The following is a 12,790-nucleotide window of genomic DNA, read 5'->3' on the forward strand; positions in this document are numbered from 1 at the left end:
GGCAAGAAGACCCTCCTGCGGGAGGGCCAGCCGCGCATTGTAAGGAGAAACGGGGGGTTGCGGCAAGCCTTGTATCGCCGACAGGGTCGACTCCCACCAGGAAGGTGGGACCTCGAGGGCAGGCTCAGGAGACGGTGAAGCTCTCGCCGCAACCGCATTCGCCGGTGGCGTTGGGGTTGTGGAAGACGAAAGACGCGTTGAGCCCCTGCCGCTGGAAATCGATCAGGGTGCCATCGACCAGCGGCATGCTTTTCGGGTCGACGACGACGCGGATGCCGTCGATGTCCAGCACCTTGTCGTCTTCGGCGACCGTGTCGGCAAGGTCGACCACGTAGCCGAAGCCCGAGCAGCCCATCCGCTTGACGGCGAAGCGCACGCCTGCGGCGCCGGGCGCCTTGTCGAGGAACGCGCGCATGCGGTCGGAGGCGGCTGGGGTGATCTGGATGCTCATGAAAACGTTTTCTGCCCGTGGTATACCGATGAACGGTGCCGTTCACGCGACCCTTACATTATCATGCAAGGTCGCGTCCTACGCGCCCTTAGATGCGGCGCCTCTTCTGGAGTTTCAATCGATGACGGTGGTAAGCGTCAAGCAGGCCCTCGCCGGCGGCACGGCCGCGGGGGAACATGAAGTCACGGTCCGCGGGTGGGTCCGCACCCTGCGCGAGTCCAAGGGCGGCCTCTCGTTCGTCAACGTGAGCGACGGCTCCTGCTTCGCCCCGATCCAGATCGTGGCCACGTCCGATCTCGACAATTATGAGACTGACGTCAAGCGCCTCTCGGCCGGTGCCGCCGTGATCGCCACCGGGAAGCTCGTGCCTTCACAGGGCAAGGGCCAGGCCTATGAGATCCAGGCCACCCGGATCGAGGTCACCGGTTTCGTCGAGAACCCGCTCACCTACCCGATCCAGCCCAAGCAGCACTCCATGGAGTTCCTCCGCGAGGTCGCCCACCTGCGCCCGCGCACGAACCTGTTCGGCGCCGTGACCCGCGTTCGCCACACGATGATGACGGCGATCCACCGGATCCTCACCGAACAGGGCTTCTTCTGGATCAATACCCCGATCATCACCACGTCGGATGCCGAGGGCGCGGGCGACATGTTCCGCCTGTCGACGCTCGACCTCGCCAACCTGCCGCGCGACGACAAGGGTGGCATCGATTTCCGCAAGGATTTCTTCGGCCGTGAGGCTTTCCTCACCGTGTCCGGCCAGCTCAACGTCGAGGGTTATGCCCTGGCGATGAGCAAGGTCTACACCTTCGGTCCCACGTTCCGCGCCGAGAACTCCAACACCACGCGTCACCTGGCCGAGTTCTGGATGGTGGAGCCCGAGGTGGCCTTCGCCAACCTCGACGACAACGCCGACCTCGCCGAACTGTTCCTCAAGGGCATCTTCAAGGCCGTGCTCGACGAACGTCCCGACGACATGGCGTTCTTCGCCGAACGAGTGCAGCCGGACGCCATCACGCGGCTGGAAGCCTTCATCGCCAAGCCGTTCGAGCGTATCGACTACACCGAGGCCGTGGCGATCCTGCAGAAGTCCGGCAAGAAGTTCGAGCACCCGGTCGCCTGGGGCGTGGACCTCCAGACCGAGCACGAACGCTTCCTCGCGGAGGAACATATAGGCCGGCCCGTGGTCGTCATGAACTACCCCGAACAGATCAAGGCGTTCTACATGCGCCTCAACGACGACGGCAAGACGGTGGCGGCGATGGACGTCCTGGCCCCCGGCATCGGCGAGATCATCGGCGGCGCCCAGCGCGAGGAACGCCTCGACTACCTCGACCGGCGCATGGACCAGTTCCACCTCGACAAGGCCACGTACGACTGGTACCGCGACCTGCGCCGCTACGGCACGGTGCCCCACGCCGGCTTCGGCCTCGGCTTCGAACGCCTGCTGGTCTACGTCTGCGGCCTTGCCAACATTCGCGACGCCATTCCGTATCCCCGAGCGGCAGGGAGTGCCGAGTTCTGAACCACTGAGACGATCATGCCCCCATCCCTCCCCCGTCTCCTGCTCCTCGCCCTGGCGCTCACCGCGCTGGGGGCTTGCCGCACGATCGTGCCGCCGAATTTCCGCCCGCCCGAGAATCCGACGAACACCATCGACATCGCCCGGAAGACGCTCGACGACGCATCGCCTTGCTGTGGCAGCTTCGCCGACCTCTCCTACCAGGACATGCTGCCCTGGCAGCCGCAGCGGTTCGAACTGAGCAAGGACAGCCCGGTCGCCAACCTCAATGGCGATCGCAGTTACTTCCTCGCGTTCCGCCTTCCGCAGGGTGCGCACCTGCCCTACACCATCGCGATGAAGTCCGAGCTCAACGGCCGCTGGCTCAGTTCGAGCTACCTCTTCGCGCCCACGGTGGTGCTGCTGGACGACGCCTTCCAGCCGCTGCATTCCGAAGACATCCAGTTGTGCGAATACATCGGCTGGACGAGCGAGACGACCGGGGCGTTCGGCAAGTTCAAGGTCGTCGACGACAAGGCTCGTTACCTGGTGGTGTATTCGTCGGCCAAGCAACAGAAGAGCCAGACCTACTGGGAGCAGTCGCCCACCACCTTCTCGGCGGAAGCGCCGGTGAAGATGAATCCGGCCGGCAGCTTCAAGATCGCCCACGGACCCGACGGCGTACTCTATGTCGGCATGCAGAACGACACTTACAAGAAAGCGATCAACAACGCGGTCTGCTCGAAGGCCCAGCAAGGCAATGGCGTGATCTCGACGATCCGCGAGGTGGTCACCACCGACCTCCTCCGTACCGATGACGCGAAGAAAGACAAAGAGAAAGGCAGCTGACCCATGCAGAGCGCGGTCTTTGTCTACCTACTGCTTCTGCTGGGCGCCGTCGCCTTCTTCGTCCTGCACTTCATCGCGCAATGGCGCTTCACCGCGCTGCTGCGCAAGCGTTATCCCGACCAGTGGAAAACCATCGTGGAGGCCGACACCGGCCGCCCCAACGGCATGGCCAACTGGCTTCGCGTGCGCCGCGTGCTGCGTTCGGACGCACCGGCGCTGTTCAACGACGACGCCCTCAGCCGCTGGCAGGCCTGGTGGAAACGCGCACCGTGGTTCGCCTGGCCGTGCTGGTTCGCCGCAATGGCGATACAGTGGTGGGCAATGAAACAGGGCTGACCGCCCCACCCACCCTTCACTCCAGGGAGTGCCGCATGGATCTTCGCCTCACCGGTCGTCACGCGCTGGTCTGCGGCGCCTCGCAAGGCCTTGGACGCGCCACCGCCTTCGAACTCGCCGAACTGGGCGCCAGCGTCACGCTGCTCTCCCGCTCCGCCGACGCACTCACCGCGCTCGCCGCCGAACTTCCTTCCACGCAGCCGGGGCAAACGCACAGCCACGTCGCCGTCGACATGCTCGATACCGCCGCGTTGGCCAGCGCCATCGCCGGCGTGGTGAAGAACCACGCCGTGCACGTACTGGTCAACAACAGCGGCGGCCCGCCGCCGGGGCCGGTCTGGAGCGCGGAACCGGAGGCGTTCCTGACGGCCTACCGCCAGCACGTGATCGCCGCGCAGGTGATCACCCACGCTTGCCTGCCGGGCATGCGAGAGGCGCGTTATGGCCGGATAGTCAACATCATTTCCACGTCGGTGAAGGAACCGATCCCGAACCTGGGCGTTTCCAACACCACGCGCGCCGCCATGGCCGGCTGGGCGAAGACCCTCGCGGCCGAAGTGGCTTCCGACGGCATCACGGTGAACAACATCCTTCCCGGCTATACCCGCACGCCGCGGCTGGAGGCCCTGGTGAAAGCCAGCGTGGACGCCGGCCGCACGCGCGAAGAGGTCGAGCGGGGCCTGCTCGCCAGCGTACCCGCGGCGCGATTCGGCGAACCGGCGGAAATCGCCGCGATGATCGCCTTCCTCGCCAGCCCCGCCGCGGGCTACGTCAACGGCACCAGCATCTCCATCGATGGCGGGCGTACCCGCGGCCTGAACTGAGGCCGGCATGATCGTCCTGGCCAACCTGATCGACGGCCGTTCGCGCGCACCGCATGACGGCCAGTACCTGGACGTCGTCGATCCCGCGACGGGACAGCCGTTCGCTCACTGTCCCGACTCGGGTGCCAACGACGTCGCCGACGCGGTGCAAGCCGCGGCCCGCGCCGCTCCCGGCTGGGCCGCCACGCCGGCCGAGCGGCGCGCCCGCTGCCTGCAACGTCTTGCCGATGCCATCGAGGCGCGCCTGGAATCGTTCGCCGAAGCCGAATCGCAGGACAGCGGCAAACCCCTCGCCCTCGCCCGCTCGCTCGATATTCCCCGCGCCGTTGCCAACCTGCGTTTCTTCGCGGCCGCCGCCGGGCAGTGGAACTCGGAGTCGCATGCGATGGAACAGGGCGCGATCAACTACACGCTGCGCCTTCCACTCGGCGTCGTCGGCTGCATCAGCCCGTGGAACCTGCCGCTCTACCTGTTCACCTGGAAGATCGCTCCCGCCCTGGCCGCGGGCAACACCGTGGTCGCCAAGCCCTCCGAAGTGACGCCGTACACGGCGTGGCTGCTGGGGACGCTGGCCGAGGAAGCCGGTTTTCCACCCGGCGTACTGAACATCGTGCATGGCACGGGGCCGGCGGTTGGCGAAGCCATCGTCACCCATGACATGGTGAAGGCGATCTCCTTCACCGGCAGCACGCGGACCGGCGTGACCATCGCCGCCGCGGCCGCTCCCCGACTGAAGAAAGTGTCGCTCGAACTCGGCGGCAAGAATCCCACCATCGTCTTCGACGACTTCGATTTCAACGACGCGTCGATGGCGACGATCGTGCGCTCCGGCTTCGCCAACCAGGGCGAGATCTGCCTCTGCGGATCGCGATTGCTGGTGCAGCGGTCGATCTACAACCGCTTCCGCGAGGCCTATCTGGAACGTGTACGGGCGCTGCGCGTGGGCGATCCGCTGGACGGCGCCAGCCAACTCGGCGCACTCGTTTCCCGCGCGCACTTCGACAAGGTCGTCGCCTGCATCGAGCGGGCACGCGCGGAAGGCGGCACCCTTCTCGCCGGAGGCGGACGCGTCGCCGTGGAAGGCCGCTGTTCCGGAGGCTGGTTCATCGCACCGACGGTCATCGAGGGCCTCGCGCCCGACACGGCCACCAACCAGGAAGAAATCTTCGGCCCGGTCGTCACGCTGATCCCGTTCGACACGGAGGACGAGGCGCTGGCGATCGCCAACGGTACGCCCTACGGCCTCGCCGCCTCGGTGTGGACGCGCGACGTCTCACGCGCGCATCGTTTCTCGGCGCGCCTGGAATCCGGCATCGTCTGGGTGAACTGCTGGATGCTGCGCGACCTGCGCACGCCGTTCGGCGGCACGAAGCAATCCGGCGTCGGCCGCGAAGGCGGTTTCGAGGCTATGCGTTTCTTCACCGAAGCCAGGAACATCTGCATCGACCATGGGCAATGACGTCATCCGCGCCGAAGGCGCACCCGCGCCGGTTGGCGCTTATCCGCACGCACGCCGTGTCGGTCCCCTGCTGTTCCTTTCGGGCATCGGTCCGCGAGTGCCTGCTACCGATGCGATTCCCGGCAATGTCGTGGACGGCGCGGGGAAACTGGTCTCGTACGACATCGAAGCGCAATGCCGGCAGGTGTTCGCCAATGTACGCGCCGTGCTCGAGGCGAGCGGGGCACGCTTCGAAGACCTGGTGGATGTGACGGTATACCTGACCGACATGGCGCGCGACTTCCCCACGTACAACCGGCTTTATGCGGAAGCGTTTCGGGGAGTGGATGCCTGCCGGACCACGGTGGGCGTCACTGCGTTGCCGACGGCGATCGCGATCGAGCTGAAGTGCGTGGCCGCGGCTCCGTAGGCATCGCCGACAAGTCGGCTCCCACAAGTGCAGGAGCATCGCCGACAGGGTCGGCTCCCACCAGGCCGCCGCAACCTGGTGGGAGCCGACCCTGTCGGCGATTGGCCTACGGAGTGACCGTCCGCGCGCTGTCGAGGCAGACCTTCAGCATCTCCCCGATCAGCACCTGCACGCTTGCCGCTTTCTTCGGCAGGTACTCGAACGAGTCCTCGTCCATGTAGTTCAGCTGCGCGAGTTCGAGTTGCACGGCGTCGATGCCATGCGCGGGCTTGCCGTAATGGCGGGTGATATAGCCGCCCTTGAACCGGCCGTTCACCGCGAAGGAATGGTCGTCCTGCTTTTCCAGCAGGTCGGCCAGCTTCGCCTGCAGACCGGGTGAGCAACTTGCGCCGTCGGCCGTGCCGAGGTTGAGGTCGGGCAGGCGTCCATCGAACAGCATCGGCACATGGCTGCGGATGGAATGACCTTCCCACAGCACGACATGCCCGAACTCCGCCTTCAGGCGCGCCAACTCGTCGGCGAGCGCACGGTGGTAGGGCTTCCACCAGCGTTTCACGCGATCGGCGATTTCCGCCGCGTCGGGCTCGGCGCCCGCGCGGTAGATCGGCTCGCCGTTGAAGAGCATGGTCGGCACGAGGCCCGTCTCGCTCTGGCCCGGATACAGGGCGTGGCCGTCGGCCGGGCGGTTCAGGTCGACCACGTACCGCGACGCGAACGGCTTGATCACGCTCGCGCCCATGCCACGGGCGAAGTCGTACAACTCGGCCACATGCCAGTCGGTATCGGGTGACCGGCGCGCGGGGCGCTTCATCCGGGCGGCGAGGTCGTCGGGAATGGCGCTGCCGTTGTGCGGCAGGCTGATCAGGAGCGGCGCGGTGCCGCGATGAAGGGTGTACGGGCTCATGAAAGGAGTGTACCGCTCATCCGGGCACCCGATCGCCCATCAGCACCATCTCTTCGGCCGAGGTCGGATGGATGGCCAGGGTGGCGTCGAGGTCGGCCTTGGTGGCACCCATCTTGATCGCCACGGCGAAGCCCTGGAGGATCTCGTCCACCCCCGGGCCGAGCATCTGCATTCCCACGATGCGGGAATCACCGCCCACGCAGATCAGCTTGAAGCGCGTGGTGATCGGCCGGTGCGCCAGCGCCAGCTGCATCGGCACGAACGATTGCTTGTACAGGTGCACGTCCGCGCCGTATTGCTCACGCGCCTGCTGCTCCGACATGCCGATGGTGCCCAGCGGCGGATGCGAGAAGACCACGCTGGGGATGTTCTGGTAGTCGAGCTTCGCCTCCGGCTTGCCCCCGAACAGGCGGTCGGCGAGCTTGCGGCCCGCCGCGACGGCCACGGGCGTCAGCGCCATGCGCTGGGTCACGTCGCCCACCGCGTAGACACCGGGCACGTTGGTGTTCTGGTAATCGTCGATCTCCACGTGCCCGTCGTCGCCGGTGACGAGGCCGATGCGGCCGATGTCGAGCGAGGCGGTATCGGCATGCCGGCCCACGGCCCAGATCAAGGCGTCGTAAGGCGCCGGATGGTCGCCACGGTCGCAATCCAGGAGGAGTACGCCGTCTTTCTCGTGCACCGCGTCGATCTGGCATTCGTAGTGGACACGGATGCCGTGCTGGCGCATCTCGTCACCGAGGCCATAGGCCATTTCCTCGTCGAAGCCGCTCATCAGGCGGCCGCGCACGTACATGTCCACGTCACTGCCCAGGGCTCGCAGTACGCCCGCCAGTTCCACCGCGATATAGCCGCCGCCCACGATGGCCGTGCGGCGCGGGCAGGCACGGAGGTCGAAGAAGCCATCGGACGTCATGCCGAGGTCGAAGCCCGGCTTGTCCAGCCGGTTGGGTGTCGAGCCGGTGGCGATGAGTACGTGCGGCGCGGTCAATTCGCGCGTGCCCGCCTGGACGCGATCGGGGGCGAGGAAACGCCCGTATTCACGCAGGACGGTGATATGGCCGGTGTCGAGCGCCTGCTGGTACTTCACCCGGATGCGCTCGACGTACGCCTGGCGCCGCTCGATGAAACGGGGCCAGTCGAGGCTGCCGGGTTTGTCGTGGAACCCGTAATCCACCGCGATGTACTGCGCCTCGGCCATCTGCGCCGCGTACCACATCGCCTTCTTCGGTACGCAGCCGGAATTGACGCAGGTGCCACCCAGCTCCTTCGGTTCCAGCAGCGCGACCTTCGCGCCGTGCTTCGATGCCCTGATCGCCGCGGCGAGTCCGCCCGAGCCGCCGCCGATCACGATCAGGTCGAAAGCTTCCGAAGTCATGCCATGTTCCTTGGGATGGGGAGGTGACACCGTAGCAAATGCGAACGCGGAGGTTCTTGCTTCTACAGCCCGAACCGCGTGGGGGAATATGGCGCCGGGTCCAGCGTCGGCGCCGGGCCCGCCAGGAGACTCGCCACCAGTTCTCCCGTCGCCGCCGACATGCTGATGCCGAGCATGCCGTGCGCCGTCGCGTACATCAGGTTCGACCATCGCGCGCTCGGGCCGATGATCGGCACCTCGTCCACGCTCATCGGCCGCCAACCCCACCAGGGCACGACCTCGCCGCGCCCTTCGGGCTCCCGGAGATACCTGGCCGCGCCACGACGCAACGCGTCGATGCGCAACGGATTGAGGCCTTCGTCGAAGCCTGAAAATTCCATCGTGCTGCCGAGCCGGAACCCGGAGGTCCATGGAGTGACACAAACGGCGGCTTCGCGCAGCACCAGCGAATGGCGTGGCGCGTGTTCGGGCGGCCGCTCCCAGGTCAGCGAATAACCCTTGCCCGGCTGCATCGGCAAACGGATGTCGAGCAGCTTGCCGATCAACGGCGACCACGCACCGAGCGCCATGACGACGCGATCGCCCTGGAAGACGCCACGCGTGGTACGCACGTGGGAAACGCGCGCACCGTCGAGGACGAACGAATCCACCCGCGCGCCGGTCTCGATCGCTCCGCCGAGTTCGCGCACCCGCCGCGCCAGTTCGGCGACGTACCGGTCGGGTCTCAGCCGAGCGTCGCCGGGGTGCAGCAACGCACCCACCACGCCCTCGCACAGGCCTGGTTCCAACGCGATGGCCTCGTCGGCATCCAGTGCCCGGACGTCCATGCCGAGCCGGCGCAGCAGGTCGACGTGCGGCCGGTCGTCGCGCAGCGTGCGCGCCTGGCGGTACACGTAGAGCTCGCCGATCTCCTCGAATTCGCAGGCCATGCCTTCGCTGGCGACCAGATCGCCCAACAAGGTCCGGGAGCGCGCGAGGATCGCTCCTCGCGCTTCGCCCGCTTGCCGGTACCTCGCCCATGTGCAATTCCGGGCGAAGCCGAGCAGCCAGCGCGCCCGGGCCGCGTCGGGACGGGGATTCACATAGAGTGGCGCATCCCGCCGCAGCAGCGAACCCAGCGCCGTTCCGACCATGCCTGGCATGGTCAGCGGGCCAGCGTGGCTGGGCGTGATCGTGCCGCAGTTGCCATGAGAGCTTCCGCTGCCGGGCTGGGCCTGTTCGAGTACCCGCACAGTCGCTCCCGCCTTGAGCAGGTAAAGGGCGCACGCGAGCCCGATCACTCCGCCACCCATGATCAGAACGTCGCTTCGGGACCTATCCATCGGTCCATTTTAGCGACGCGACCCGCCGTTACCGCCTGTCCCGTGGATGAATTCGCGCGCTTTAGCAGGTATTCCACGCAACTCGTTGATTTGATAACCTCGTCGCGCCGTTCCTGACAGGGGAAACGCCCGATGTCGCCAGCCGCCCGTCCTTTCCGCTTCCGAACCTGGCTCGGGCCGCTCGCCGTGGCCGCCGTCGTGACCTTGCTCGTCGCCTGCGGCAGCGCCCCCCATAAGCCCTCGTCCTCGCAACGACGGAATCCGGCCTCAGCGGTGCCGCTGGCGAAAAACCTTGGCTGGTCCACCAAGCCGGCGGAGGCGCCACCGGCCGATGCGGCCAACGACGTGCTCTTCCGCGCCATCGGCCTGGTCGGCACGCCTTACCGGTGGGGAGGCAACACGCCCCAGGGCGGATTCGATTGCAGCGGGCTCATCAACTACATCTACCTGACCTCCACCGGCTTGCGCCTGCCCCGCACGTCCGCCGAGATGGCGGCGCTCGACAAGCCCAAGGTGGGCGAGACCGAGCTTTCCAGCGGCGACCTCGTGTTCTTCGGTCGTGGCCACATCACCCACGTAGGGGTTTATGTCGGCAAGGGTCGTTTCGTGCATGCGCCGAACTCGGGCGGTACGGTACGTTTGGACGATCTGGACGGCGCCTACTGGAAAGAGAACTTTGCCTACGGGCGCCGCGTCCTAAACTGAACGGACGGCAACACGCCGTTCATGGTTCCGGAAATTGAATTGTGCGCGATTAAATTGCGTGCTTTACTACGTTCCGTGGCTGGCCGACCGGCCTCCCCCCCCTCCCTGACGAGAAAGGACAAACCCATGAGCAACAACATCTCCAAGTTCGACGGCGACGCTCTGTACACCGCACACGCAAAGGTCTCCGGTGGCCGCAACGGTCACGTCAAGAGCGACGATGGCCGTATCGACATGGACCTGCGCCTGCCGAAGTCCATGGGCGGCACCGGTGAAGGCAGCAATCCGGAGCAGCTCTTCGCCGCCGGCTACGCGGCGTGTTTCGAGGGTGCGGTCCGTTACGTCGCCGGCCAGAAGAAGATCAAGGCCGACGATGCCTCCGTCGCCAGCAGCATCAGCATTGGCAAGCGCCAGGAAAACGGGTTCGCCATCCGCGCCAAGCTCGAGGTGAGCCTGCCGGGAGTCGACGATGCGACCGCGAAGGAGATCGTCGCCTCCGCCCACGAGAATGTCTGCCCGTACTCGCACGCCACGCGCGGCAACATCGATGTCGAGATTTCGGTGAACGGCCAGCCGGTGGTCTAAGACCTGCTGGTTACGGGTTGAAAAACAAAGACGGCGCCCTGGGGCGCCGTCTTTGTTTTCGAGGTCATCGCGAATCGCCGACAGGGTCGGCTCCCACCAGGCCGCCCTGTTTGCAACAGGTTGCATGGCTTGGGTGGGAGCCGACCCTGTCGGCGATCCGGCGGTCCTCAGTGCGCGGCGTCGCCGTTGGGATGGGCGTGCCCGTGCGCGATTTCCTCTTCCGTCGCGTCACGCACGGTCTGCACGTCCACGTGGAAGTTGAGCGTCTTGCCCGCCATCGGGTGGTTGAGGTCGATGTCGACGACGCTGGAACCGATCTTCTGCACGACCACCACGCGGCTGCCGCCTTCCTTCAGGGAAAGCACGGTGCTGTCGCCGGCCTTCAGGCCCTTGCCTTGCTGCGGGAAATACTTCTTCGGCACGCGCTGCGTCATGCCTTCCTGGCGCGGACCATAGCCCTGTTCCGGCGCGATTTCGACATCGAAGGTGTCGCCGACCGCCTTGCCTTCCAGGCCGGCTTCCAGGCCGGGGATCAGCTGGCCGTGACCGAGCAGGATCCACAACGGCTCGCCGCCCTCGATCGAGCTTTCGACCTTCTCGCCATCGACGGTGAGGGTGTAATGGAACGAGATGACCTTGCCCTTGCCAGCCTGCATGTTCGTTTCTACCGGAGGAAAACCGGGGATTTTAGCCGTGCCCGGCCGCGGCGTCACGTCGGGTCGCGGTGGCGGCCGAAGCCCACCCCACGCGCTTCCGGTCCGAGCCAGGTCAACAAGGCCAGGATCAGGGCCACGGCCGCTATCCAGGTCGACATGGCGAAGGCGAAGTCGCCACCGCGCTGTCCCGCCAGCCAGGTCTGCGCGGTGGCGGTGATGGCGGCGAGCAGGTTGCCCATCTGGTAGGCGAAGCCCGGCAAGGTGCCACGCACGGCATCGGGCGACAGTTCATTGAGGTGCGTGGGCACCACGCCCCACGCGCCCTGCACCATCACCTGGATCAGGAACGCGCCCAGGCCGAGCAGGAGCAAGGACCCGCCGTACATCCACAACGGCACCACCGGGATCGCCAGCAGCGCCGCGATCATGATCGCCTTGCGCCGGCCGATCCGCTCCGACAGCGAGCCGAAGGTCAGGCCACCGGCCAGCGCGCCCAGGTTGAGCAACGCCGTTAACAGGAAGGCGGTGCCGGAGCCGGCGGGAATCTTCAGGGTCTCCTGCACGAAGGTCGGATACATGTCCTGCGACCCGTGACTGAACATGTTGAACGCCGCCATCAGCAGCATGAGGTAGACGAACAGCTTCCAGTGCCCCCGCATGGAAACGAAGACGCTCTCGCGCGCATGCGTCCGCCGGCTCTCCCACACCGGCGACTCCGGCACCTTGCGGCGGATGTACAACACCAGCAGCGCCGGCAACGCGCCCACCACGAAGAGCCCGCGCCAGCCGATGTGGTCCACCAGCAACCAGTTGGCGAGGGCGGCGAGAAAGAATCCGCAGGGGTACCCGCTCTGCAGCAGGCCGGAAACGAAGCCGCGCGACTTCGCCGGGATCGATTCCATCGCCAGCGACGCGCCGATCCCCCATTCGCCACCCATGGCGATGCCGAACAGGAAGCGCAGGCCGAGCAGCACGCCCAGTGACGGCGAGAACGCGCAAGCCACCTCCAGCAGCGAAAACAGCACGATGTCGAACATGAGCACCGGCCGGCGCCCGTAGCGGTCGGCCAGGCGGCCGAAGATCAGGGCGCCGATCGGCCGCGCGGCCAGGGTGAGGAACAGGCCATAGGTCACCTCTTGCTTGGGCACGTTGAACTCGTGCGCCACGGCGAGGATGACGAAGGTCAGCAAGAAATAGTCGAAGGCGTCGAGGGTCCAGCCCAGGAAGCTGGCGATCACGGTATGCCGCTGCGTGTGGTCGAGTTCGCGCAGCGCGGCGGGAAGCGGCATAAGAATTTCCTCAACGATCGGGCGGCGCCGAGGCTAGCACAGCGTTAAGATCGGACGTGCGCCTCACGGCGCGATGACGGCGCGCCATTACACTGGCCGCCACCACGACAGACGGAGGACTC

The 12,790-nt window shown here is 66.4% G+C and carries 14 protein-coding genes; 8 read left to right on the top strand and 6 right to left on the bottom strand.

The genetic code is table 11. The features are described 5' to 3' along the window. Positions 1-124 precede the first annotated feature (124 nt). Positions 125-451, bottom strand: coding sequence for a HesB/IscA family protein (locus QFZ41_RS03735; RefSeq protein WP_429197511.1), 327 nt, complete (start codon positions 449-451; stop codon positions 125-127). A gap of 121 nt (positions 452-572) precedes the next feature. On the opposite strand from QFZ41_RS03735, the gene asnS reads away from it, so the two are divergent. From asnS to QFZ41_RS03765, 6 genes are read left to right on the top strand one after another with little or no spacing between them, the layout of a single operon-like run. Further along, positions 573-1,976 (top strand): asparagine--tRNA ligase, encoded by a 1,404-nt coding sequence (gene asnS, locus QFZ41_RS03740; protein WP_429197512.1) that lies wholly within the window; start codon positions 573-575, stop codon positions 1,974-1,976. Positions 1,977-1,991: 15 nt separating this feature from the next. Continuing rightward, positions 1,992-2,801 carry a MalM family protein gene (locus QFZ41_RS03745; protein ID WP_429197513.1) on the top strand — a complete coding sequence of 270 codons (810 nt, stop codon included), beginning with the start codon at positions 1,992-1,994 and terminating at the stop codon, positions 2,799-2,801. 3 nt (positions 2,802-2,804) lie between these two features. After that, positions 2,805-3,137: a hypothetical protein gene (locus QFZ41_RS03750; protein WP_429197514.1), complete on the top strand. Its 333-nt coding sequence runs from the start codon at positions 2,805-2,807 to the stop codon at positions 3,135-3,137. Between the two features lie 35 nt (positions 3,138-3,172). After that, positions 3,173-3,961, top strand: coding sequence for an SDR family oxidoreductase (locus tag QFZ41_RS03755; protein WP_429197515.1), 789 nt, complete (start codon positions 3,173-3,175; stop codon positions 3,959-3,961). A gap of 7 nt (positions 3,962-3,968) precedes the next feature. Continuing rightward, the gene (locus QFZ41_RS03760) at positions 3,969-5,420 is read left to right on the top strand and encodes an aldehyde dehydrogenase (RefSeq protein ID WP_429197516.1); all 1,452 of its coding nucleotides are present in this window, start codon (positions 3,969-3,971) and stop codon (positions 5,418-5,420) included. After that, a complete protein-coding gene (locus QFZ41_RS03765; RefSeq protein ID WP_429197517.1) occupies positions 5,410-5,829 on the top strand; it encodes a RidA family protein in 420 nt (139 codons plus the stop codon). The genes QFZ41_RS03760 and QFZ41_RS03765 overlap by 11 nt, the downstream gene beginning before the upstream one ends. A 106-nt stretch (positions 5,830-5,935) precedes the next feature. Here QFZ41_RS03765 and hutG read toward each other — a convergent pair whose 3' ends face one another. The 3 genes from hutG to QFZ41_RS03780 all read right to left on the bottom strand — a co-directional run bounded on the left by hutG (position 5,936) and on the right by QFZ41_RS03780 (position 9,433). Then, positions 5,936-6,733 (bottom strand): N-formylglutamate deformylase, encoded by a 798-nt coding sequence (hutG, locus tag QFZ41_RS03770; RefSeq protein WP_429197518.1) that lies wholly within the window; start codon positions 6,731-6,733, stop codon positions 5,936-5,938. A gap of 16 nt (positions 6,734-6,749) precedes the next feature. Then, positions 6,750-8,111, bottom strand: a complete 1,362-nt coding sequence (gorA, locus tag QFZ41_RS03775) for a glutathione-disulfide reductase (RefSeq protein ID WP_429197519.1) — start codon at positions 8,109-8,111, stop codon at positions 6,750-6,752. A 62-nt stretch (positions 8,112-8,173) separates the two neighbouring features. Then, positions 8,174-9,433: an NAD(P)/FAD-dependent oxidoreductase gene (locus QFZ41_RS03780; RefSeq protein WP_429197520.1), complete on the bottom strand. Its 1,260-nt coding sequence runs from the start codon at positions 9,431-9,433 to the stop codon at positions 8,174-8,176. 132 nt (positions 9,434-9,565) lie between these two features. Here QFZ41_RS03780 and QFZ41_RS03785 point away from each other — a divergent pair, with 132 nt between their 5' ends. Together QFZ41_RS03785 and QFZ41_RS03790 are read left to right on the top strand one after the other, a co-directional pair. Then, positions 9,566-10,138 carry a C40 family peptidase gene (locus QFZ41_RS03785; protein ID WP_429197521.1) on the top strand — a complete coding sequence of 191 codons (573 nt, stop codon included), beginning with the start codon at positions 9,566-9,568 and terminating at the stop codon, positions 10,136-10,138. 126 nt (positions 10,139-10,264) lie between these two features. After that, positions 10,265-10,723 (top strand): organic hydroperoxide resistance protein, encoded by a 459-nt coding sequence (locus QFZ41_RS03790; protein WP_429197522.1) that lies wholly within the window; start codon positions 10,265-10,267, stop codon positions 10,721-10,723. Between the two features lie 167 nt (positions 10,724-10,890). Here QFZ41_RS03790 and QFZ41_RS03795 read toward each other — a convergent pair whose 3' ends face one another. Both QFZ41_RS03795 and QFZ41_RS03800 read right to left on the bottom strand, forming a co-directional pair. Beyond that, entirely contained in the window at positions 10,891-11,379 is a 489-nt protein-coding gene (locus tag QFZ41_RS03795) for an FKBP-type peptidyl-prolyl cis-trans isomerase (protein ID WP_429197523.1), read from the bottom strand. A gap of 53 nt (positions 11,380-11,432) precedes the next feature. Continuing rightward, positions 11,433-12,668, bottom strand: coding sequence for an MFS transporter (locus tag QFZ41_RS03800; protein WP_429197524.1), 1,236 nt, complete (start codon positions 12,666-12,668; stop codon positions 11,433-11,435). Positions 12,669-12,790: the final 122 nt, after the last annotated feature.

Source organism: Luteibacter sp. W1I16, from assembly GCF_050434905.1.
Classification (GTDB): Bacteria; Pseudomonadota; Gammaproteobacteria; order Xanthomonadales; family Rhodanobacteraceae; genus Luteibacter.